This window comes from Marinobacter sp. DS40M6 (genome assembly GCF_028581595.1).
Taxonomy (GTDB): Bacteria; Pseudomonadota; Gammaproteobacteria; order Pseudomonadales; family Oleiphilaceae; genus Marinobacter; species Marinobacter salarius.
The window spans coordinates 111,163-133,563 of record NZ_JAFCAE010000002.1 but is presented as its reverse complement, the minus strand read 5'-3'; the positions used below and the strand labels follow the sequence as shown (position 1 = coordinate 133,563).

The 22,401-nt window shown below is 55.7% G+C and carries 19 protein-coding genes; 13 read left to right on the top strand and 6 right to left on the bottom strand.

Going from position 1 to position 22,401, the window contains the following annotated elements:
- The first annotated feature begins 19 nt into the window (after positions 1-19).
- From JJO78_RS04615 to JJO78_RS04600, 4 genes are all read left to right on the top strand, one after another.
- Entirely contained in the window at positions 20-1,804 is a 1,785-nt protein-coding gene (locus JJO78_RS04615) for a copper resistance system multicopper oxidase (protein WP_273622965.1), read from the top strand.
- A complete protein-coding gene (locus JJO78_RS04610; protein WP_273622964.1) occupies positions 1,801-2,550 on the top strand; it encodes a copper resistance protein B in 750 nt (249 codons plus the stop codon). The genes JJO78_RS04615 and JJO78_RS04610 overlap by 4 nt, the downstream gene beginning before the upstream one ends.
- A gap of 129 nt (positions 2,551-2,679) precedes the next feature.
- Entirely contained in the window at positions 2,680-4,032 is a 1,353-nt protein-coding gene (locus JJO78_RS04605; protein ID WP_126810357.1) for an APC family permease, read from the top strand.
- Between the two features lie 30 nt (positions 4,033-4,062).
- Positions 4,063-6,375, top strand: a complete 2,313-nt coding sequence (locus JJO78_RS04600) for a heavy metal translocating P-type ATPase (RefSeq protein ID WP_273622963.1) — start codon at positions 4,063-4,065, stop codon at positions 6,373-6,375.
- Positions 6,376-6,465: 90 nt separating this feature from the next.
- Here JJO78_RS04600 and JJO78_RS04595 read toward each other — a convergent pair whose 3' ends face one another.
- The 4 genes from JJO78_RS04595 to JJO78_RS04580 form a co-directional block, all read right to left on the bottom strand.
- Positions 6,466-6,699, bottom strand: coding sequence for a hypothetical protein (locus JJO78_RS04595; protein WP_228210876.1), 234 nt, complete (start codon positions 6,697-6,699; stop codon positions 6,466-6,468).
- A gap of 104 nt (positions 6,700-6,803) precedes the next feature.
- Positions 6,804-7,091 carry a hypothetical protein gene (locus JJO78_RS04590; RefSeq protein WP_085681298.1) on the bottom strand — a complete coding sequence of 96 codons (288 nt, stop codon included), beginning with the start codon at positions 7,089-7,091 and terminating at the stop codon, positions 6,804-6,806.
- Positions 7,092-7,225: 134 nt separating this feature from the next.
- On the bottom strand, positions 7,226-7,627 hold the full coding sequence (locus JJO78_RS04585) for a DUF6691 family protein (protein WP_036206247.1): 402 nt from the start codon (positions 7,625-7,627) through the stop codon (positions 7,226-7,228).
- The gene (locus JJO78_RS04580; protein ID WP_227544241.1) at positions 7,624-8,016 is read right to left on the bottom strand and encodes a YeeE/YedE family protein; all 393 of its coding nucleotides are present in this window, start codon (positions 8,014-8,016) and stop codon (positions 7,624-7,626) included. Before JJO78_RS04580 ends, JJO78_RS04585 begins: the two co-directional genes overlap by 4 nt.
- Before the next feature lie 258 nt (positions 8,017-8,274).
- On the opposite strand from JJO78_RS04580, the gene JJO78_RS04575 reads away from it, so the two are divergent.
- Positions 8,275-9,141, top strand: coding sequence for an MBL fold metallo-hydrolase (locus tag JJO78_RS04575; protein WP_126810355.1), 867 nt, complete (start codon positions 8,275-8,277; stop codon positions 9,139-9,141).
- Between the two features lie 75 nt (positions 9,142-9,216).
- A complete protein-coding gene (locus JJO78_RS04570) occupies positions 9,217-10,929 on the top strand; it encodes a SulP family inorganic anion transporter (RefSeq protein WP_227517761.1) in 1,713 nt (570 codons plus the stop codon).
- A 77-nt stretch (positions 10,930-11,006) separates the two neighbouring features.
- Here JJO78_RS04570 and JJO78_RS04565 read toward each other — a convergent pair whose 3' ends face one another.
- Positions 11,007-11,519 (bottom strand): DUF411 domain-containing protein, encoded by a 513-nt coding sequence (locus JJO78_RS04565; RefSeq protein ID WP_126810354.1) that lies wholly within the window; start codon positions 11,517-11,519, stop codon positions 11,007-11,009.
- Positions 11,520-11,601: 82 nt separating this feature from the next.
- A complete protein-coding gene (locus JJO78_RS04560) occupies positions 11,602-11,895 on the bottom strand; it encodes a hypothetical protein (RefSeq protein WP_126810353.1) in 294 nt (97 codons plus the stop codon).
- An 848-nt stretch (positions 11,896-12,743) separates the two neighbouring features.
- Here JJO78_RS04560 and JJO78_RS04555 point away from each other — a divergent pair.
- From JJO78_RS04555 to JJO78_RS04525, 7 genes are all read left to right on the top strand, one after another.
- Positions 12,744-13,145: a MerR family transcriptional regulator gene (locus JJO78_RS04555; RefSeq protein WP_085681284.1), complete on the top strand. Its 402-nt coding sequence runs from the start codon at positions 12,744-12,746 to the stop codon at positions 13,143-13,145.
- A gap of 221 nt (positions 13,146-13,366) precedes the next feature.
- Positions 13,367-13,762: a hypothetical protein gene (locus JJO78_RS04550; protein ID WP_126810350.1), complete on the top strand. Its 396-nt coding sequence runs from the start codon at positions 13,367-13,369 to the stop codon at positions 13,760-13,762.
- A gap of 80 nt (positions 13,763-13,842) precedes the next feature.
- Positions 13,843-15,369, top strand: coding sequence for an efflux RND transporter periplasmic adaptor subunit (locus JJO78_RS04545; protein ID WP_126810349.1), 1,527 nt, complete (start codon positions 13,843-13,845; stop codon positions 15,367-15,369).
- Positions 15,362-18,508 (top strand): efflux RND transporter permease subunit, encoded by a 3,147-nt coding sequence (locus tag JJO78_RS04540; protein ID WP_126810348.1) that lies wholly within the window; start codon positions 15,362-15,364, stop codon positions 18,506-18,508. The genes JJO78_RS04545 and JJO78_RS04540 overlap by 8 nt, the downstream gene beginning before the upstream one ends.
- Positions 18,505-19,737 (top strand): TolC family protein, encoded by a 1,233-nt coding sequence (locus tag JJO78_RS04535; RefSeq protein ID WP_126810347.1) that lies wholly within the window; start codon positions 18,505-18,507, stop codon positions 19,735-19,737. Before JJO78_RS04540 ends, JJO78_RS04535 begins: the two co-directional genes overlap by 4 nt.
- A gap of 13 nt (positions 19,738-19,750) precedes the next feature.
- The gene (locus JJO78_RS04530) at positions 19,751-19,960 is read left to right on the top strand and encodes a hypothetical protein (RefSeq protein WP_085681276.1); all 210 of its coding nucleotides are present in this window, start codon (positions 19,751-19,753) and stop codon (positions 19,958-19,960) included.
- Between the two features lie 266 nt (positions 19,961-20,226).
- Entirely contained in the window at positions 20,227-22,335 is a 2,109-nt protein-coding gene (locus JJO78_RS04525; RefSeq protein WP_126810346.1) for a TonB-dependent receptor family protein, read from the top strand.
- The last annotated feature ends 66 nt before the right edge of the window (positions 22,336-22,401 follow it).

Sequence of the window (22,401 nt, the reverse complement as noted above, 5' to 3'; positions counted from 1 at the left end):
AGTTTGGAGTAAGAAAAAGATGAAAACACGCCTACTGACAGGACTTTTAAGCCTGCTGATGCCAGCCATGGTTATGGCCGGTGAGTACGACCTGACGGTCGACCGGGTAAAAATTGATACTGGCGATTTCGTGAAAGAAGGCATTGGATACAATGGCGCATCTCCGGGACCGGTGATGCGCTTCAAAGAAGGCGAAAACGTAAAGATCAACGTGACCAATAACCTGGACGAGATGACGTCCATTCACTGGCACGGCCTGATCCTTCCTTTTGATCAGGACGGTGTGCCTGGTATCAGCTTTCCAGGCATCAAGCCGGGTGAAACCTTCACCTACGAATTTCCTATTCAGCAGGCAGGCACCTACTGGTTTCACAGCCACTCCGGTTTTCAGGAGCCGGATGGCGCCTACGGTTCCATCGTTATCGAACCCGAGGGACGTGAACCGTTCCGCTACGATCGTGAATACGTGGTGCAGTTGACTGACAAGCACCCCCATTCCGGTGACCGCATCATGCGCAACCTGAAAATGATGCCGGATTACTACAATCGCGAGCAGCAAACCGTTGGCGAGTTTTTCTCGGACGTGTCAAAAAATGGCCTGATGAACACCGTCAGTGACCGTATGGCCTGGGGTGGCATGCGGATGATGAAAGCGGACGTTGAGGATCTCCAAGGCTTTACGGGCTTGATCAACGGCAAAGGACCAAGCCAAAACTGGACAGGGATCTTCGAGCCGGGCGAACGCATTCGGCTGCGTTTTATCAACTCTTCGGCGATGACTTACTTTGATATCCGGATCCCCGGTCTGGACATGACGGTTGTGCAGGCTGATGGCAACAACGTTCAGCCGGTTAGTGTGGACGAGTTCCGGATCGGTGTGGCGGAAACCTACGATGTGATCGTCCGTCCGAAAGATGAGCAGGCCTACACCATCTTCGCAGAATCCATGGGGCGTTCGGGCTATGCCAGAGCGACACTGGCCCCAGAAGAGGGTATGGAAGCGGCCGTGCCGCAACTGCGCGAACCGGCGCGCCTGACTATGGCAGACATGAGCGGTATGGCCGGCATGGACCACGGCAGCATGGCTGGCATGGATCATGGCGACATGGATATGAATAGCTCAGAAGGGATGTCTGGAATGGATCATTCTTCGATGGAGGGAATGGACCACTCGAATATGAAAGGAATGGATCATTCCAACATGGAAGGCATGGATCACTCTGGCATGTCCGGCATGGATCACGGTTCCATGGCGATGGGTAAAAAAGAAGGTCCAAGTGATCCCTTCTACGCCAAGGGTAGTGGCCTCGTACCTACAGCAGCCAATGGCGGCAAGTTCCTGTCCTACGCTGACCTCAAGGCCCAAGATCCACTGTATGAAGACCGCGAACCGACTCGAGAAATAGAGCTTCGTTTGACCGGCAATATGGAGCGGTACACCTGGAGTATCAATGGCGTTAAGTACGAAGATGCCGATCCGATCCGCCTGAAATACGGTGAGCGGGTCCGCTTCAAGTTTGTCAACGAAACCATGATGACTCACCCCATGCACCTGCACGGCATGTGGTCCATCCTTGATGTTGGCGCAGGCCAGTGGAACCCGATCAAGCACACGATTAGCGTGAACCCAGGCACTACGGTGTACATGGAAACCGAGGTTGATGAGCCAGGCCAATGGGCGTTCCACTGCCACCTCTCTTACCACGCGGCCGCTGGTATGTTCCGTAAGGTGATTGTTGAAGGTGGGCCAGAGTCGACGCAGGCAAAAACAGGCGCGGCTGCTGAAGAAGGAGGTGAGGCATGAGTTGTATTCGATCACTTGTTGCGGTCAGTTTCTTTGCCTCTATCGGATTCTCAACGGCGGTGACAGCTCAGGAAATGATCTCCGACACCACCGCTCGTAAACAGCCGCTCACAACCTGGGGTGTTCAATTCGAGGAGTTTGAATACCGCTACAGCGACGATAACGAGGAACTTGGAGTCTGGAACGCGGACGCCTTCTATGGCACCGACGAGTTCAAAGTCCGGCTGCTCACAACCGGGGAATACGAGATAGAGGAGCAGGCCTACGAAATACTGGAAAACCAGCTGGTCGGCCAGATCCCCATCTCCAAGTTCTTCGACGCCAAAGCGGGCGTGCGTTTCGATACGCCCGAGGGGCCGGACCGTACATATGCCGTTCTCGGTGTAGCCGGGCTGGCGCCCCAATGGTTTGAGATCGATGCAAACCTGTATGTCAGTAAGGATGGCGATACGTCAGCCGAACTGGATGCCGAGTACGAGCTGCTTCTCACCAACTACTGGATTCTGGCGGCAACGCTGGATGCCACGGTTGCGTTTAGCGAGGACCGGGAAATTGGCGTTGGTAAAGGACTGGTTTCTACCGAAACCGGACTCAGGTTGAGCTATGATCTGATCGACCGTGCGTTCTCGCCTTATGTGGGCGTGGTGCATGAGCGCAAATACGGCGATAGTGCCGACTTTGCCGAAGCGGACGGCGGCAGTACAGCAGATTGGTTTGCTGTGATTGGCGCGCGCATCGCATTCTGATCAGGTACTTAGGGGCTAAAGATATTTCTTTGGCCCGTTTTTCTCGACATTGATGCAAGTGAGATCTACCCAAGCCAGCATTGGCTATTTATTGAGTATCAAACGCCGTTCAAAACAACAGGAGGTTGTATGAGCAGCACGCACGACAGAACCACGCGCTATCAGGAAGGCAGTCTTACACTTCCGGGAACTGTTATGCTGGGCACCGGTGTCATGATTGGCGCCGGTATCTTTGCCCTTACCGGGCAGATGGCGCAGATGACCGGCGTTCTTTTCCCGTTGGCGTTTCTGGCCGCGGCGGTAATCGTAAGCTTCAGTGCCTATTCCTACATCAAAATTTCCAATGCCTACCCGTCAGCCGGGGGCATCGGCATGTACCTGCACAAAGCCTATGGCAATCGGTTACCGACGGCTTTCAATGCTTTGCTGATGTATTTCTCGATGGTGATTGCCCAGAGCTTTCTTGCGCGAACCTTCGGTTCTTACACCATGCAACTGTTCGGTGGCGATGAAAGTGGCCGCATGGTGCCCATTCTTGGCGTCTCACTAATTCTGGCCGCGTTTCTGATCAATCTGTTGGGCAACCGAATGATTCAGGGCGTGGCTTCCTTTATAGGTATCCTGAAGATCGGAGGCATTCTGGTTTTCGGGCTGGTGGGTATCTGGATTGCCGACAGTGTTTCTGTTGATTTCTCTAGCCCCGGTGAGGCTGGAACCTTTGGCAATTTCCTGGGGGCAACGGCCCTTGGCATTCTGGCCTTCAAAGGTTTTACCACCATCACCAACAGCGGCTCGGAAGTCATAGACCCCAAGAGAAACGTGGGGCGAGCGATTATTATTTCCATCGCAGCCTGCGTGGTGATCTACACCCTGGTCGGTTTCGCCGTTGCCAGTAACCTGTCCCTGGCGGAAATCATCAAGACGCAGGACTACTCTCTGGCGGCCGCTGCGCGTCCCGCATTGGGCGACTACGGCGTCTGGTTTACCGTCGCCATTGCCATGATGGCCACCGCCGGTGGCATTCTGGCCAGTATTTTCGCCGTCTCACGCATGTTGGCCATGCTGACTGAAATGAAGCTGGTCCCCCACAGTCATTTCGGCATGCCCGGTAGCATCCAGAAGCACACGCTGGTTTATACCGTGGTGCTTGGGCTTATCCTCACGGCGTTCTTCGACCTGTCCCGAATTGCAGCGCTGGGCATCATTTTTTACCTGATCATGGACATTGCTATCCATTGGGGCGTTCTGCGCTATTTACGGGAGGATGTGAAGGCCAATGTGTGGGTGCCCACGGTGGCAATTGTTCTGGATTTGCTCGCTCTTGGTGGCTTCGTTTGGGTCAAACTGAATACTGACCCGTTTGTTATTGGCGTGGCGGTTGTCACCATGATTGTTATCGCAGTGGCCGAGCAACTGTTCCTGAAAAAGGCCACAGAAGCCGAAGAAGCGGGACACAAAGAATCTCATGCTCATCATCACTAATCACCAGAACTCGATAGGGAGGGATCGGCCATGACGGCTGAGCACACGGTCAAAGATCCTGTTTGCGGCATGTCGGTGAATCCACACTCGGCGGAACATCGCAGCGAGCATGGCGGGAAAACCTGGTATTTCTGTTCTTCGGGGTGCAAATCGAAGTTTGACGGCGACCCGGGACACTACCTCAGTGGAGAACAGAAACAGGACGAACCCGTGGCTCCGGGCACCATGTACACCTGCCCGATGCATCCGGAAATTCGCCAGCAGGGCCCCGGAGATTGCCCTATCTGTGGTATGGCCCTGGAGCCCGAGCAGGTAAGTCTGGATGACGGGCCCTCGGCAGAGCTCAAAGACATGACCCGTCGATTTTGGATTGGCCTGGTGCTGGCCCTGCCGGTATTGGTGCTGGAAATGGGCGGACATCTCACCGGCCTTGACCAGATCGTTGCCCCACAAATGTCCAACTGGATTCAACTGGTGTTGGCGACGCCAGTAGTGGCCTGGTGTGGCTGGCCTTTCTTTGTCAGAGGCTGGAAGTCCGTCGTCAGCCGCAATCTGAACATGTTCACGCTCATTGCCATTGGTACTGGCGTGGCGCTGATCTACAGCCTGGTGGCGACACTGGCGCCCCAGATTTTCCCCGACGCCTTTCGGCAGGAAGACGGTTCTGTCGCCGTCTACTTCGAGGCGGCTGCGGTCATCGTGGTGCTGGTTCTGTTAGGCCAGGTGCTTGAACTGCGGGCCCGGGAGAAAACCTCGGGCGCGATCAAGGCGCTGCTGGATCTGGCACCGGCGACGGCCCGAAAGCTGGATGACCAGGGCGACGAGTCCGATGTGTCGCTGGATCAGGTCAAGGTGGGTGATCGCCTGCGAGTGCGCCCGGGGGACAAGGTGCCGCTGGACGGTGAGTTACTTGAAGGCAGCTCCAACGTGGATGAGTCCATGGTGACCGGTGAGCCTCTTGCAGTCAGCAAAAAGTCTGGCGACCAAGTGATTGGCGGCAGTATAAACCAACAGGGCAGCTTTATCATGCGGGCCGACAAGGTTGGCCGGGACACCATGCTTTCCCAAATCGTGCAGATGGTGGCCAGCGCCCAACGCAGCCGCGCACCGATCCAGGGGCTTGCCGATAAGGTGGCGAGCTGGTTTGTGCCCACCGTGATCCTAATTGCCATTGTTGCCTTTATAGCCTGGTCATTCCTTGGGCCGACACCGCCCATGGCGTTCGGGCTGATTGCGGCGGTCAGTGTTCTGATCATTGCCTGCCCTTGCGCACTGGGTCTGGCAACGCCCATGTCGATCATGGTAGGTGTTGGCCGCGGCGCCCAAAGTGGTGTGCTGATCCGCGATGCGGAAGCCCTTGAACGCATGGAAAAGGTAGATACGGTGGTAGTGGATAAGACCGGCACGTTGACGGAGGGGCAGCCACAAATCACCCGAATTGTTACAGCGAATGGGTACGATGACGATGCTTTGATGCGTTTTGCGGGCGGACTCGAGAAAGGCAGTGAGCATCCACTGGCCCACGCCATTCTGGACAAAGCCAAGGGCATGGAGCTGAAGCTGCCGGATGCGGAAGACTTCGACTCTCCCAACGGTAAAGGGGTAACCGGAAAAATCGACGGCAAGCGGGTGCTGCTTGGCAATCGCCTTTTGATGGAATCGGACAATGTCGACACCACGAGATTTGACGGCGAAGCCGATCAGCTCCGCAAAGATGGTGCCACCGTGATATTTGCCGCCGTCGATGGAAAAATTGCTGGGTTGTTGGCCATTGCCGATCCGGTTAAGGAAACCACCGAGGCCGCCATTTTGGCCCTGCAAGAAGATGGCATTCGAGTGGTCATGCTGACTGGCGATAACCGCACCTCAGCCGAGGCGGTTGCCCGCAAATTGCATATTGATGAAGTGGAAGCGGAAGTGCTGCCGGAAGACAAGGGCAAGATTGTCCAGCGCCTGAAAGACGAAGGCCGCGTTGTGGTGATGGCGGGAGACGGTGTAAACGACGCGCCCGCATTGGCAACTGCGGATGTCGGGGTGGCTATGGGTACGGGCACCGATGTGGCCATCGAAAGCGCGGGAATTACCCTGCTGCGTGGCGACCTTATGGGTATCGTCGAAGCGCGCCGGTTGTCCCTGGCGACCATGCGCAATATACGGCAGAATCTCTTTTTTGCTTTCGTGTACAACTCCGCTGGCGTTCCGATAGCAGCGGGTGTTCTTTATCCGTTTTTTGGCTTGCTGCTTTCTCCAATTTTCGCGGCGGCTGCCATGTCGCTGTCGTCGGTTAGCGTGATCGTGAACGCATTGCGGTTGAGGGTAGTACGGTTGGCGCCAAAACGGTGACACTTCAATGTTCGGGTAACGAGCGATAACCGACCACCGCCATTTGAACGGGGGTCGGTTATTTATTGCAACTAAATTATCCGCTTCAGTTTATGAGTATTTATGGCTCATGTCGCTTGCATGCTTTTCAGTGCTCTGCGATCTAACCTGGCTTATTTTTTCGTTTTTCTTAATATGCTCCATGCAAGTTTCAACCTTTTTATCCTCAACCATTTTATTAGGATAAGTGCGAGCCTCGTTAATACGGTCCGCTAAACCTGAATTGGCTGAGGTCATAGTTGAAAACAAAGCTGCGATTGCTGCGATCACCATTAGTTTTTTCATGACATTCCCCTTTTGACCATAAAACCAGTTTAGTATTTCAGCCTGATTTCAGGTTCGTATGGTTAAATTTCTCATGTCTCCATGAGTTAACTTGGCCGCAGGGTTCACCCTGCGGTATTTTTCTCTGCTTCTTCCAGTGCTCTATGGTACGCCCGGCCTTTGTCAGTGGTAGTCATCTCCAGGCGTGCCTCGAATCCAGGTTCGGACATGCCATAGCGAGTCATCTGTTTGTGTAAGCGTTTCATTTCGTCATTGTTGAGAATGTTTTCGAAGGAGCGCTTATCTTTAGACTGATCGTGTGTGGCTTTCATATCTTCATCTGATGACATGTTGCCAGCAAATGTATATGTTGAGAGAGCGATTGTTGCGGTAAATAAAAGTATGTTCTTCATAATCGACACCTCCTATTTGGTTGTCGATTATATTTAATCACTAGTTTCTGAAATGGTCCTGAAAACGATCAAATTAAAGTTGATTTAAATATATGAGGAGGATTTATAACGTTCGTGAATTATGCTGCGCTACCTCAGACTCGGCGAGCCAACCACCAACCGACGACCATCGACAGCAATAACGCCACGAGAGGCCAGGTTATACCGCTTATTGACGCAAAGGCTGGGCCCGGACAATAACCTGATAGACCCCAGCCTATCCCAAACACAGCGGCACCAATCAATAAACGGGTATCAATATCACGACGTGTGGGCACGATAAACGTTTCTGCGAAAAGAGGGCCCTGACGACGGAACACCAATCGGTAGCCGATAAACGTTGTTATCACCGCTCCGCCCATAACAAATATGAGCGTTGGGTCCCAGTTACCAAAGACGTCGAGAAACCCCTGAACACGATGGGGGTCAGTCATACCGCCGATAGCCAGACCCAGGCCAAACAACAAACCAGCCAGGTAACCAAAAATCAGTTTCATAAAGAGTGTCCTGTCATGAGTCTGACGACGTAGACGGTTACAACACCCGTCAGGAGGAAAACCAGCGTTGCCAGCATGGATCTGGGGGATAGCCTGGCGATACCACAAACACCATGCCCACTGGTGCAACCGTTGCCGATACCAGACCCCAAGCCCACCAGCAAACCAGCCACGACCATCAGCGGCACGCCACCGATGGGCGCGCCGACCACGGCTTCCGGATTGCCCGCCACATTTCCAAGCGAGCCGTTCAGGACAACCAACAACAGAGGCCCGCTGATAAGGCCCAGCACAAATGCCAGTCGCCAGGCAGACTCCGCAGTAAACCGATCAAAGATCAGACCAGATACCATCCCACTGATGCCTGCAATACGTCCCAATGTGACCATAAGCATCACTGCGGACAAGCCTATTAAAAGACCTCCGAAGGCACCTTGAATAAAAGAGCTCCAGTCCATTTCTATACCTCTTCAAATGCCACAATTTGCCCAGCGGACAGTGTGTCGTCTCCACGTAACGGAGGCATACCACGAGATTGTTGCAACCTATAATCTCAATTATTTAATATAACCGTTAGGTCTATCGTTATAACATAAAGCCTGATACGTTGAAATCCTATCTATTCTCTTTGCAACGAGGGTGACGCCATGCAACATCCGTTGGTCACGCATTTCTTTGACGAGCCTACAAACACATTCAGCTACATCGTTCAGGATCCTGATAGCTTCGCCTGCGCGATCATCGATTCTGTGCTGGATTTCGACTATGCCGCGGGCCGGACCGATGTCCGCTCCGCTGACAAAATTATTGAGTACGTTCAAAGCAATGACCTGAGTGTGGAATGGGTTTTAGAAACCCACGTGCACGCTGATCACCTGTCTGCTGCACCCTACCTCCATGAACGTCTCGGCGGAAAAACAGGCATTGGTGAAAAGATCGCTGTCGTTCAGGAGGTGTTTGGCAAAGCTTTCAATGCCGGAACAGATTTTGCGCGGGATGGTAGCCAATTCGATCGACTGTTCAGGGAAGGCGATGTGTTTCAGGTTGGGAAGCTTAAAGTACGTGTACTTCACACGCCGGGACATACTCCGGCTTGCCTGACGTACGTCATCGGAGATGCTGCCTTCGTCGGCGACACACTCTTTGCGCCGGATGCCGGGACCGCCCGTTGCGATTTTCCAGGGGGCGACGCCCATACCCTTTACCACTCCATTCAGAAAGTTCTGGCGCTTCCCGGAGAAACCCGCGTTTTCCTTTGCCATGACTACAAAGCAGCGGGGCGCGATGAGTTTATTCATGAGACGACCGTCGCCGAGCAGCGTTCCAGCAACATCCATGTGGGCAACGATATTAGTGAAGACGAGTTTGTTGTTTTTCGCTCAGAGCGTGACGCCAAGCTCGGAATGCCCCGACTGATACTACCGGCCGTTCAGGTCAACATGAGGGCGGGGAAAATGCCCCCCTCCGAGGATAACGGACAGGTGTACCTGAAAATTCCGATCAACCGGTTTTAAACAAAGGTCTGGATGGGCGCAAATGGTTGGCGAGACCACTAAAGCGAAAACTCTGACGGCCGTGGAAGGTTGACGGTGAAGCGAATTGCGGCGTATTTGCCAATTGTTGATTGGCTGAAAGGTTATCGTGGAGATACATTGCTAAGCGATGGCCTTGCGGCGGTTATCGTCACACTCATGCTTGTTCCTCAGGCCCTGGCCTATGCCCTGTTGGCAGGGCTTCCGCCTGAAGTTGGGTTGTATGCAAGTATGATCCCGCTGGTGGTCTACGCTTTATTCGGCACCAGTGCGACGCTGGCAGTTGGTCCTGTCGCAGTGGCGTCACTGATGACAGCCTCTGCGTTAGGAGGCGTTGCTGTTACAGGATCGCCCGAATACGTTGGTGCCGCTCTTGTACTGGCTACGCTGTCGGGGCTGATTCTGTTCGCCATGGGCGTCTTGCGACTTGGTTTTATCGCAAATTTTCTGAGCCACCCCGTGATCTCAGGGTTTGTCACCGCTTCCGGAATTCTTATTGCGGGCAGTCAGCTTGGCCATGTTCTCGGTATACAGGGTGGTGGTCACAATCTGATCGAAATGGGTGCAAACCTGATCAGCCAGTTTGGCTCCTTCAACCTGATCACGTTTGCTATTGGAGCCGGCACTCTCCTGTACCTGTTTCTGTGTCGCCAATATCTGAAAAATGCACTGGTCGGGCTCGGTCTGGCGCCCCGGGGGGCAGATATCGTTGCGAAAGCCGCCCCCGTGTCAGCGGTTATTGTGACAACAGCAGCGGCCTGGCACTTTAACTTGGGGAGTGCCGGAGTCAATCTGGTGGGGCAAGTTCCAAGCGGACTACCGGAGATCCGTTTACCTTCCATGGACCCCAGCATATGGGCGGCTCTGGTCCCCGCAGCCGTTCTGATCAGCTTGGTTGGATTTGTAGAATCAGTGTCCATTGCCCAGACCCTTGCAGCCAAAAGGCGCCAGAGGATCGATCCCAATTCTGAGCTGATTGCTATGGGGTTGGCGAACATAGGTTCCGGCGTAAGCGGGGGCTCTCCAGTCTCAGGTGGTTTTTCACGCTCGGTTGTGAATTATGAAGCCGGAGCCCGGACGCCACTTGCGGGTATGTTTACCGCAGTCGGGATTGCACTTGCCACACTAACACTCACCGGCATACTCGCTTTCCTTCCAAAGGCGACACTTGCCGCCACAATCATGATTGCAGTGAGCACCCTGATTGACGTAAAAGCCATTGGACGCACCTTTCATTACTCAAAAGCGGACTTCGCCGCGATGCTGGCAACCATTGTGCTTACGCTGATTCAGGGCGTTGAAGCCGGAATCCTGGTCGGTGTGGGTCTATCGATAGGGATTTATCTGTATCGCACCAGTCGTCCGCACAGTGCAATTGTTGGCCGGGTGCCGGGTACCGAGCATTTCAGAAACGTAGAGCGCCACACGGTTGAAACGGACGAGAAATCCGTCGTCCTGCGAGTTGATGAAAGTCTTTATTTCGCCAACGCACGCTATCTGGAAGAGACCGTCATGGCGCTGACGTCTCAACAACCGAAGATGAAAAATCTGGTTCTGGCTTGTCAGGCGGTAAATACCATTGACGCTTCAGCACTTGAGAGCCTGGAGGCAATAAATGGCCGGCTCAAGGCTATGGATATACGCCTGCATATGTGTGAGGTGAAAGGCCCTGTGATGGACGGTCTACGCCGCACTCATTTCTGTGAGGAACTCACGGGGCAGGTTTTCCTCAGCACGTATGACGCCTGGAAAACACTCTGTCTATCCTGAAGCAAGTTCAAAATGGTGCAGAACGAAGGAGCCTCTTATTAACTCATGGGGGCCAGTTTTCTTGCTATTGGCTCTCCTCAGTAATCCTTGTGTTCGCGGAAAACGCGCTGCTGACCATTGGCGCTGAAAGCGATGACCTGATAATCCTCTTTCCGGCCGGTTTCCATGCCGGGGCTGCCCTGGACCATGCCGGGCACAGAGAGACCGAGGGTGTTGAACTGCGGGTTTTCGAGGTAAGCGACGATATCATCTGCCGGCACATGGCCCTCAATCACCAGATCGCCAATCAATGCGGTGTGGCACGACGCCATTTCGCGGGGCACGCCATGAGTCTGCTTGATTTGATTGAGGTTGTCGGTTTCAACAATGTCGGTCTCAAAGCCATTGGCCGCAAGATGCTCAGCCCAGGACTGACAGCAACCGCAATTGGGGTTCTTGTAGATGGTGATGGCTGTGCCAGCCTCTGCAGTGGATGCGACTGCGGCTGATGGCTCGGCAGACTCACCAGCCTGGATTGCCAGTGTGTTAGCGCCTGCAACGAGAACGACAGCGGCTACACCTGTAAACAGGGCAAGTTTCTTGGTTTTCATGGTAATCCTCGATGTGATTCGGTCATCGGCGATGCAAGGCCCGGGGCGGGCACATTGGCTTCCCCGGGCAATGGGTTTTGGTTTAGGCGTCCTGGTCCTTCTCGCCGCCGTTCATGTTCATTTCATCGCCGCCATGGCTCTGCATCATTTTCATGCAGGCTTCCGTCATCGCTTTGCGATCTTCCGAAGACATGTCGGACATCCTGCCCATCATGCCACCCATTCCGTGCATGCCTTTGGAGGACATCATTCCATTCTCCTCGGAGTCAGGGTCCATCATGCCGTTGCCTTCGGCATGGGCGAAGACAGAGAAGAAAGCAACACTACCCGCGAAAATGGCAGCGGTGATTGAAAGCTTGATATTTGAATTGCGCATTTGGTTTGCTCCAGTTAAAGACTCGTGACGAATAGGTGTGAACACGAGGCTTTCTTGTAAGAATTAACGTTAATGACATTGCCGCAATGGGCAAAAGTCCGGGTTAAGACTCAGGAGCGAAATTGTGGAGGGGGTGTGATAGAAACCAGGAAAGGATCTTGGTAGTCGTTCTCAAGGGCGCTTAAAACCGGCTGGGAACCGGCATCAATCAAGCCGCTGGGGCCTGTTGGCAAAAGACCGATACTGACACCACAGCTGTTCAGCCCGTTGGCGGCCTGACAGGCCATGTCTGAACCTGTGAAACAACTGACTCTGCCATCAGAGGCAGAGTCGCTGGTTCCGGTTGCATCGGACATCATGGAACTGCAATCCATCATCATGGGCGCATCCGCCTGATCGCCGGCCATTTCGGAAATCGCCAACGCCGGCCCGCTTATCACCATAATCAGTGATAGCAACAGAGACATAATTCGGCGGTTTGTTGCGGTCATCCTGATTTCTAGCACCACACTGTGAACATTAGTGGCTGTGACACCCAGTAAATCGTTTAGTTCACCGGATGCTAGCAGTTTTTATTTCAACGACACCGCTACATTCTGTGATCGTATCGTCCGGACCCTTTTCCAATTCCGCCTTGTAGCGCCATACTTCAGTGGGTTGGCCGGGGAGTATGCCAACAGAGTCGGGAGTGGCGCGCAGGCTCAGTTCCACATCGTAGTTTTCCAGGTCCAGGCCAAACATGTCCGGCAGCCAGAAGCGCTAGGCCTTCAGAAAAGCTCTTGACCTTAAAGTGTACTTCAAGGTTATTGTTAGCCCTGTGCTTCCAAGATTACGCCTGAGGTGCGTGGATGAAAACGTTCAATATCGGTGAGCTCTCCGAAAAAAGTGGTGTTGCCAGCCATGCAATCCGCTTCTACGAGCGGGAGAATCTCATGCCCGAGCCTGCGCGCACTTCGTCCAACTATCGCCGTTACCCGGAGGATGCGATTGCCCGGTTGCAATTCATTATTCACGCCAAGCAATGGGGCTTCACCCTGGATGAGATTCGCGAACTGCTGATGCTTCAGGATGCCAATGGTGATCGAGCCGATGCCAAACGCATCGCCAGAAAGCAACTGGAGAAGATTCGACATCAGATCCAGAGTCTATCCCGCATTGAGGCGGTCCTGTCGGATTCTCTGGAGGCATGTTCCGGCGAGGGGCCGATGGACGACTGTCCGATTGTCGAAGCTATTGCCCAGAGAGGGTAATGTCATGGCCCACTCCACTAAAATCCAGGCAACAAAAGACTTGACCTTAAAGCCAACTCTAAGGATACCGTCTTGGCGAATGGAAGTAACACAGCGTAAGCCGCCGCGAACCCATGTAATGGTGATCAACCGTCGGGGCGGGTTAGTGATACGCACCAAGTCTTGATATGCGCACATTTTTGTCAAAGCATTTTTAGAATCATCAATATAGGTCACTCCACTTGCCACGCTCAATAACGCCTAAAGCCATTGTTAACCTGCTGTTGCTGATCATGGTAATACAGCCGGTGCTGGCATTTGGGCAATTTACGGCAGACGCAACGGAACATCCTGCCCGTTTCAGCCAATTGGCGACGATGGATTGTTGCAACGCTGGTTTAGCCTCAAATAACGGGCGTTCAGAACAGAATATGGCTTGTGGCGATATGACATCGGTGGATTGTGCTATCGCTGCCAATCAGGGCAACTGCGGTACGATGTTATGTGCACTGGTTTCTGAAAAAGCAGTCGCGCCGGTGCAATCTCTGTCAGACCCCGCCCATCGTCGTCCCCATGAAGGCTATCTCAGCATCATCCTCGATACCCTCACACCACCCCCCAATTCCTCAAAAGCCTGAACTGAGTCTTTAATTTGCACGTTCAGTCGGCCCTGTGGGCGGCGAACGTGCGCTCATAAGCTTTAAACGAGGAAACATCAATGCGCATTGCCTTGGTGGCGATAGTAATCGCTATCGGCTTTGGTCTTGGCTGGCTGACCAGTCAACAAACCATGCCGATGTCTGAGTCAGCCGGTTCTGGTAACCCTGCTGAGGAATCATCTGATAGTAAGCCCTTGTACTGGGTGGCACCCATGGACGCCAACTATCGCCGTGACAAGCCCGGCCAGTCTCCCATGGGTATGGACCTGGTGCCGGTATACGCCGAGGAAAACAGCGGACGGGACGACGGCGGGGTGACGATAAGCGCAGCCGTCCGGGCCAATCTGGGCGTTAGAACCCAGGCGGTGTCCCGGGGTGCGGTTTCTGTTCCGGTTCGAACCGTGGGCTACGTCACCGATGATGAAGACCAACTGATCCACGTTCACAGCCGCATTGCCGGCTGGGTTGAGGTACTGCACGTACGCTCACTGGGGGAAACGGTCAACCGTGGTGAGCCGCTGTACGAGATCTATTCACCGGAGCTGGTAAACGCCCAGCAGGAATTTCTGATGTCTGAGCGCATGAGCCGGGGTTCGCAGTCGGGGGCAGCTGGCGGCAAACTGCGTGCGCTTGGCATGACCGACGCCCAGATCGCCAACCTGAAAAAAACCGGAAAGATCCGCGAGCGCATCACCGTGTTTGCCCCCGGCTCTGGCTATGTGGCCGCCTTGCCCGCCCGTGCCGGTATGTACGTGCGCCCGGATACCGAAATCATGGCCATCGGCAGCCGCGATACGGTGTGGGTGATCGCCGAGTTTTTCGAACGTCAGTCCGGGCTGGTGATGACCGGCCAGGCCGTTGAATTCGCCACGCCATCCATGCCGGGCACCCGTTGGGAAGCCACCATCGATTACGTCTATCCAGAGCTGGATGCGAAGACGCGGACTCTGCGGGCTCGGGTGCGCGTCCCCAATCCAGATGGCCAGCTGCGCCCCAATATGTTCGTGACTCTCACCATGGACGCTCCCATCGGTGGGGACTTGCTCACCATCCCGCGCCCGGCGCTTATCCAGCGAAGTGACAGTCAGCACGTGCTACTGGCCGAAGACGACGGCTATTTTCGTCCGGTGCCCGTCAAGACCGGCCAGGAAGCAGGCGACAGGGTGGTTATTCGCGAGGGGCTGACGGAAGGGCAGCAGGTGGTGGTGTCCGCCCAGTTCCTGATTGATTCAGAAACTAGCCTTGAGGCCGCTATGTTGCGCCTGGAACCGGAGGAGCAAAACAACGCCAGCATGGCCGATAACGGTATGAATTCGATGTCCGGTATGGACACCAACGAGGCCGCGGGCCCGATCCAGAGCCGGGGTGTGATTACCGAGATCAACACTGAAAAACGCAAGGTAACGCTGAATCACGAGCCCATTCCGGCGCTGAACTGGCCGAGCATGACCATGGGATTTTCAGTTGCGCCCGAAGTAACGCTGGATGGCCTGAGCAAGGATGACACGGTGGTCTTCACCCTGACGCCCGCTGGCAAGGGCCAGCAGGTGACTTCGATCACCAGACCGGACTCAGCTCATGATTAACCGTATTATCCAGTGGTCACTCCATAACCGTTTTTTTGTGCTGCTCGCCACCCTCATCCTGACGGGGTGGGGATTGTATTCCGTCAAGGAAACGCCCATTGACGCCATCCCGGACCTGTCGGATGTGCAGGTGATCGTCAAAACTCCCTATCCGGGCCAGGCACCCCAGGTGGTGGAAGACCAGGTGACCTATCCCCTGACCACCGCCATGCTGTCGGTACCGGGCGCCAAGACGGTTCGGGGGTATTCCTTCTTCGGCGATTCCTTCGTTTACGTGATTTTTGATGACGACACCGACCTGTACTGGGCCCGCTCCCGGGTACTGGAGTACCTGAGCCAGGTGGCCGGAGAATTGCCCGATGCCGCCAAACCAGAGCTGGGGCCGGATGCGACGGGCGTTGGCTGGGTATACTCCTACGCCCTGGTAGACCGCACGGGCCAGCATGACTTGTCGGAACTGCGGGCTATTCAGGACTGGTTCCTGAAATTTGAACTGCAAACCGTGCCCGGTGTGTCCGAGGTGGCCAGCGTTGGCGGCATGGTGAAACAGTATCAGGTCGTGGTGAACCCAGACCGACTGCGCGCCCACAACATCACGTTGCAGCGTATTCATGCCGCCATCAACAGCGCCAACCAGGAAACCGGCGCCTCCGTGGTGGAGATGGCCGAGGCGGAATACATGGTCAGGGTTACCGGCTATCTGCAGAACGAGGATGATCTGCGCCAGGTACCGCTGGGTGTTAATGACAATGGCAAGCCCCTGTTGCTGAAGGATGTGGCAGATATCCAGTTAGGACCCCAGATACGTCGGGGTATCGCCGAACTGAATGGAGAAGGCGAGGTGGCTGGTGGCATCGTGGTGATGCGCTTCGGCGAAAACGCACTGGAAACCATTCAGGGGGTCAAACAACGTCTTGAGGAGATTAAGGCCAGCCTCCCGGATGGGGTAGAGGTCGTGCCCACCTACGATCGCTCGACCCTGATCAACAACGCCGTGGACAACCTGTATGGAAAGCTGCTGCAGGAATTCCTGGTGGTCATCCTGATCTGCGCGGTGTTTCTGTTTCACCTTCGCTCCTCGCTGGTGGTCATCGTCAGCCTGCCCGTGGGTATCCTTGCGGCATTCGTGGTGATGCATGCCCAGGGCATCAACGCCAATATCATGTCCCTCGGGGGTATTGCCATTGCCATCGGTGCCATGGTGGACGGGGCCATCGTGATGGTGGAGAACGTCCATAAACACATGGAGCGAACCCCGCTGACACCGCAAAACCGATGGGCCGTGATGTCGCGGGCCGCGGGTGAGGTGGGGCCGGCGCTGTTTTTCTCACTGATGATCATCACCGTGAGCTTTCTGCCGGTCTTCACCCTGGAGGCTCAGGAGGGCAAGCTCTTCGCGCCCCTGGCGTTCACCAAAACATACGCCATGGCGGCAGCAGCGGGGCTGGCCATCACTCTCGTTCCAGTGCTGATGGGCTATTTCATCCGTGGCAGGGTATTGCCAGAGCATCGAAATCCCATCAACCGGATGCTGATCGCCCTGTACCGGCCGATTATCGGCTGGGCTTTGCGACGGCCGGCATTGATGCTTGCCGGAGGCCTGGTGGTGTTGATCATCGGCTTCTGGCCGGCCAACAAGCTGGGCAGTGAATTTATGCCACCCCTGGACGAGGGGGATCTGATGTATATGCCCACCACCTATCCCGGTATCTCCATTGGCAAGGCCCGGCAGATTCTGCAACAGACCGACAAGCTGATCGCCAGTATTCCGGAAGTGGAAACGGTATTCGGCAAAATCGGCCGCGCCGAGACGGCCACCGATCCGGCCCCGCTGACCATGATTGAGACCTTTATCCAGTTCAAACCACGGGACCAGTGGCGACCCGGCGTGACCCCGGAGTCCCTGCGCCGCGAACTGGACAAAACCGTCAGACTTCCGGGCCTTACCAACGCCTGGGTCATGCCCATTAAAACCCGTATCGACATGCTATCCACGGGCATCAAGACCCCGGTGGGCATCAAGGTGGCCGGCCCTGACCTGGCGGTAATCCAGGGTATAGGGGAAGAGCTCGAAAGGGTGTTGACTGACATACCCGGCACAGCCTCTGCGTTTTCCGAGCGGGTGGCCGGCGGACGCTACATCAAGGTGGATATACAGCGCGAGGCTGCCGCCCGTTTCGGGCTGAATATCGCAGACATTCAATCGGTCGTACGTACCGCGATTGGCGGCATGAACGTGGCCAGTACGGTGGAGGGTCTGGAGCGCTATCCCATCAACCTGCGTTATCCCCAGGGTTACCGGGATTCGGTGGAGCAGATGCGCCTGCTGCCGATGGTGACACCCAACGGCCAGCGTATCGCGCTGGCGGATGTGGCGGATATCCGGATCGACAAGGGGCCGCCCATGATCAAGTCGGAAAACGCCCGTATCAATGGCTGGACTCTGGTGGATATCGAGGGCCGGGATCTGGGCAGTTGGGTAAGGGAAGCGCAGTCCGTGGTGCAGAAACAGATCGATCTGCCCGCCGGCTACTCCCTGGCCTGGTCCGGCCAATATGAGTATATGCAGCGTGCCAAGGAACGCCTGACGCTGGTGGTTCCGCTGACCCTGGCGATCATCATCATTCTGTTGTACCTGAACTTCCGCAACCTGACCGAGGTGGGCATTATCCTCGGCACCCTGCCATTCGGCATGATCGGCGGCATCTGGCTGATGTATCTGCTGGGTTACAACCTGTCCGTGGCTGTGGCCGTCGGTTTTATTGCCCTGGCCGGAGTCGCGGTAGAAATCGGTGTACTGATGCTGGTGTACCTGAACCAGTCCCTGCACAACGCTTTGGAGACCGTTGAACATCAGCCCGGGAAACTGTCGGCGGATGCCCTGCGCCAGGCCATCAGCCACGGGGCTGCGCAACGGGTGCGTCCGATCATGATGACCTTCGCGGCCATTGTAGCTGGCCTGGTGCCGATCATGCTGGGCAGTGGCACCGGCTCGGAAGTGATGCAACGCATCGCCGGTCCGATGATCGGTGGCATGGTGACCACGTTGATCCTGACCCTGCTGCTGATTCCGGTGATTTTCTATCTCTGGCAGCGCGCCCGTTTGAAAAAGCTTGCCCAAAAAGGAGCGATCCAATGATTCGACGCCTTGGAACTCAGGCAACTCTGGCGGCATTCATCGCACTTTCGATGCCGGCTGTGGCAGAAACCCGTGAAACGTTGGAGCAATGGATTGCGGAGGCGCTGGCCAACAACGCCTCCCTGAGTGCGCAGCAGGCCGCAATCGAGGCAGCGGAGGCGGACGTGGAAGGTTCAGATACCTGGGCTGACCCTGTCGTCAAGTACGGCATTGCACCCGAAACGCTTGAAGGTCCCAATATGGTCGGGCACCGATTTGAAGTCAGTCAAAAACTGCCGTGGCCGGATCAGCTATCGGCGTCCCGTGGCGCATCGGAGGCGGGCGTGCGTGCGGCAAGACAGGACACCCTGTGGCAGACACGGAAACTGACTGCTTCCGTTAAGGAGGCCTATGCCCGCTTGTGGTATTCGGACCGGGCCATTGAGTTGCATCACGAAACCCGCGCCCTAGTGGAGCAATTAGCGGACATAACCCGGCAAAGACTGGAATACGGCGAAGGCACCCAGAGCGAGTTGCTCAGGATAGAAACGGAACTGGACACTCTGGATGCGCAACTGGTTGAGCTTCAGGCTGAACAGGGTCGCCTCTCCGCCAGCCTGATTCCTTTGTTGGGGCGTCGCCCGAAACCATCCGACCTGGTGCTGCCCGTGCCTTCCCGCTTGCCAATGGTGGCGGAAATCCCTTTAGCAACTGATCATCCGCTGGTCCGGGCCGCGGAGGCACGAACCGCAAAAGCACGGGCCCGGCTGTATGCAGCGGAAGCCGACCGCAGACCCACATTTTCAGCCAGTGCAGGCTACAACAGCCTGTGGGCTGACGAAAGCAAGCGCTGGACGGTGGGCGTGGGCGTTCAGATTCCGTTCAGCGGGCAACGACAGAACAGTGCCGTTCGGAGAGCGGCGGCTGAAGTCTCTCAGCGACAGTGGCAAACCACTCAAGCCCACCGCGATTTGCTGGCGTCAATTGGTGATGTGAAGGCGTCCGTTCAGGCTGGCTACGGCCGCCTTGAAATTCTTGACCAGCGACATCTTCCCAACCAGCGTGCCCATTGGGAAGCCAGCCTGAACGAGCTGGCCAGCGGCACTGGCAGACTGGAAAACGCCATCAACAGCGCAAGACAGCTCACTGGCGTAAAGCTCACTCGGGAAGCGGTCATTCGCGACCTATTTAATGCCTGGGCAAGATACGAAGCCCTGCAACCAACGCAAGCCATCAGCGTGTCAAAATAGAAGGGGATTCACCATGAAACGATTACTGGCAATGCTATTCACACTGATCCTGTTACCCGGAGTTGCGCTAGCGGCCCCCGAGAGTGGGTTCTGGGAAGCCTGCAACTCCATGATGTCCGGTATGGGCTGGATGATGCTGCCCATGATGATTATGCCGCTACTGCTGATCACGCTACTGGTGTTGGGCATCCTGGCACTGATCAAATACTTGCGAAACCGGTAGCGACGAAACGATTCACTTTGAAGAAGGAGATCAGGTAAGCGGCCATGTCCCCGACATGGCCACTCCGCCTACGGACGGCGAAACGCAGTGCCTACGCCTGGAATATTTCCCATCAGGCGTTTCTGATGCATCCCCACCCAAACGAATATTTCATCGAATAGTCCGGGAAGCGGGACTTCAGGCAGGAACAATCTGTTTTGATTGTAATGCGAATTATTATCAGTAAAATGCGCAATCAAATTTAATAACACGTGCTGGAGAATCCAATGTCAAAGTCCGAAGTTTCAACGCCGCTGCGCCGCCATCGACTGTCTTTTGCCATAGCTATGCTCCCGGTGTCGTTTCTGGCTGTTGGCTCGGCGTCCGCTTTGGCACAGGAGCAGGCTGATGCGCCCACTCAGCTACCCGGCCTCAATGTTACCGCTGACTGGCTTGGTCCACCGACCGAAGAGTCCGAGAAGACCTATACCGGGGCCCGAACGGTGGTGGAGGAAGATCAGCTCCAGGCGACCGGAGCGCTGAATCTGAACGACGCCCTGCGCCCGGTTCCGGGGCTCACGGTGCTTGATGAAACTGGCACGGGCATCCTTCCCAACATCGGTGTGCGTGGTCTGAACCCGCTGCGCAGTGAACGGCTTCAGATTCTTCTGGACGGTTACCCGATTGCCATCGGCCCCTACAGCAACGTGGGCGTGTCGCTTTTCCCGGTTACACTTCCGAGCCTGGAAGTCGTGGATATTGTCCGGGGTGGCGCCTCCGTTCACTACGGCCCCAACAACGTGGGCGGCGTGGTGAATTTCGTCACCAAACCGATTCCGGCGGAAACCTCCCAGACCCTTCGTGAGCGGGTGACCATTGCGGAAGAAACCGGCAATGTCTTTACCGATACCTATTACCGTGTTGGCGGCCGGGCGACCGACAAGCTCGACCTGCAGTTCCAGGCCAACGTCCAGCGCGGCGACGGATTTCGCGATCACTCCGATACCGAAGTGGATAACCTGATCCTGGGCGCCCGCTATTACCTGAACGACCAGCATGAACTGGCCACCCAGCTGCAATACTATCGCGTCGAGGCCGAACTGCCCGGTGCCCTGACACCGCAAGCCTATGAAGAGGATCGCACCCAGAGCCAGCGCCCACATGACGGATATGAAGCGGACATGAGCCGCGCGACCTTCACCTGGACATACACTCCGGCCGATAACGTGGAATTCCAATGGCGCAACTTTGTGCACGATGCCGACCGCACCTTCTACTTCGGCCAAAACCTCAGCGGCACCGGCCACTGGGCGGACCCGGGGCTGGATTCCACCCATGTCGCGGATTCACCACGATTGTTCACCGTATTGGGCACGGAACCACGGCTTGCTATTCGCCACGGCCGCCACGACATTACCGTGGGTGCACGATTTGTCAGCGAGGACGTGGAGTTCGACGTTAATCGCCTGGAATTTTCCTCCGGTAACCGTTCCGTGGCGCGCGACTGGCACCTGGACACCCGGGCTATGGCATTTTACATCAGTGATACTGTGTCGTTCCTGGATGACCGCCTGACGGTGACACCGGGCCTGCGCTATGAAGATGTCGACATGGACTTCCGTGACAACCTGACTGGTAACACCGAGGAAAACAACGCGGATGAGCTGTTGCCGGGCCTGACCGTAGGCTATCAGGCGTCTGATGACCTGTTTGTCTTTGCCAACAGCCAGCGCTCTCTGGTGCCGGTACAGATTGCCCAGACCACCCGTGACGGTGCAGTTGCCAATGAAACAGCGTGGAACCACGAGCTGGGCGCGCGCCTGCAGGTCACCCCCGAGCTGCTGTCTTCAGCGACCTTGTTCCGCATCGATTATGAGGATCAGATCCAATTTAACAGCTCGACCAGTCGTTTCGAGAACCTGGGAGAAACTCGCCACCAGGGGGTCGAATTGTCGAACCGCTGGGCCCTCAACAGTCAGTGGGAACTGGGCCTTGGCTATACCTTCCTCGACACCGAGCAGTTGACCGGTGACAACGAGGGCAACGAACTTCCCAACGCACCGACCCATAAAGTCAGTGCGGAGGCGCTGTACAGTTACCAGGCCTGGGACGCCAGCCTGAACTGGGTTTACGTCAGCGAAAGCTACAGCGATGCGGACAACACCGAAGAAGAAACCAGCAATGGCAGTGCCGGTGAGTTGCCGGACTACCATCTGGTCACAACCAGAGTCGGTCGCGATTTTGCGGTTGGCGGTGATCGTGTGCTGAACCTGGGCCTGGCCGTCAACAACCTGCTGGATGAGGATTACTACTTCCGGGGCGTGGACGTCAGCCCGGTCGGCCGTGTGCCCCAGCCGGGCCGAAGCTTTATTCTTGAGGCACAGCTCGACTTCTGATGGCCTGCTTACGGAACCGGATCGCAAAGATCCTGCTCGTTGTTTTGCTATCGCCTGCGTCAGGAT

Excerpts from the sequence above, each read along its gene's own strand:
- JJO78_RS04535 (WP_126810347.1), top strand. The coding sequence starts at position 18,505 with ATGATTCGACGCCTTGGAACTCAGGCAACTCTGGCGGCATTCATCGCA.
- JJO78_RS04530 (WP_085681276.1), top strand. The coding sequence starts at position 19,751 with ATGAAACGATTACTGGCAATGCTATTCACACTGATCCTGTTACCCGGA.
- JJO78_RS04610 (WP_273622964.1), top strand. The coding sequence starts at position 1,801 with ATGAGTTGTATTCGATCACTTGTTGCGGTCAGTTTCTTTGCCTCTATC.
- JJO78_RS04605 (WP_126810357.1), top strand. The coding sequence starts at position 2,680 with ATGAGCAGCACGCACGACAGAACCACGCGCTATCAGGAAGGCAGTCTT.
- JJO78_RS04590 (WP_085681298.1), bottom strand. The coding sequence starts at position 7,091 with ATGAAGAACATACTTTTATTTACCGCAACAATCGCTCTCTCAACATAT.
- JJO78_RS04560 (WP_126810353.1), bottom strand. The coding sequence starts at position 11,895 with ATGCGCAATTCAAATATCAAGCTTTCAATCACCGCTGCCATTTTCGCG.
- JJO78_RS04585 (WP_036206247.1), bottom strand. The coding sequence starts at position 7,627 with ATGAAACTGATTTTTGGTTACCTGGCTGGTTTGTTGTTTGGCCTGGGT.
- JJO78_RS04555 (WP_085681284.1), top strand. The coding sequence starts at position 12,744 with ATGAAAACGTTCAATATCGGTGAGCTCTCCGAAAAAAGTGGTGTTGCC.
- JJO78_RS04565 (WP_126810354.1), bottom strand. The coding sequence starts at position 11,519 with ATGAAAACCAAGAAACTTGCCCTGTTTACAGGTGTAGCCGCTGTCGTT.
- JJO78_RS04600 (WP_273622963.1), top strand. The coding sequence starts at position 4,063 with ATGACGGCTGAGCACACGGTCAAAGATCCTGTTTGCGGCATGTCGGTG.
- JJO78_RS04525 (WP_126810346.1), top strand. The coding sequence starts at position 20,227 with ATGTCAAAGTCCGAAGTTTCAACGCCGCTGCGCCGCCATCGACTGTCT.
- JJO78_RS04580 (WP_227544241.1), bottom strand. The coding sequence starts at position 8,016 with ATGGTCACATTGGGACGTATTGCAGGCATCAGTGGGATGGTATCTGGT.
- JJO78_RS04540 (WP_126810348.1), top strand. The coding sequence starts at position 15,362 with ATGATTAACCGTATTATCCAGTGGTCACTCCATAACCGTTTTTTTGTG.
- JJO78_RS04545 (WP_126810349.1), top strand. The coding sequence starts at position 13,843 with ATGCGCATTGCCTTGGTGGCGATAGTAATCGCTATCGGCTTTGGTCTT.
- JJO78_RS04595 (WP_228210876.1), bottom strand. The coding sequence starts at position 6,699 with ATGAAAAAACTAATGGTGATCGCAGCAATCGCAGCTTTGTTTTCAACT.
- JJO78_RS04615 (WP_273622965.1), top strand. The coding sequence starts at position 20 with ATGAAAACACGCCTACTGACAGGACTTTTAAGCCTGCTGATGCCAGCC.
- JJO78_RS04575 (WP_126810355.1), top strand. The coding sequence starts at position 8,275 with ATGCAACATCCGTTGGTCACGCATTTCTTTGACGAGCCTACAAACACA.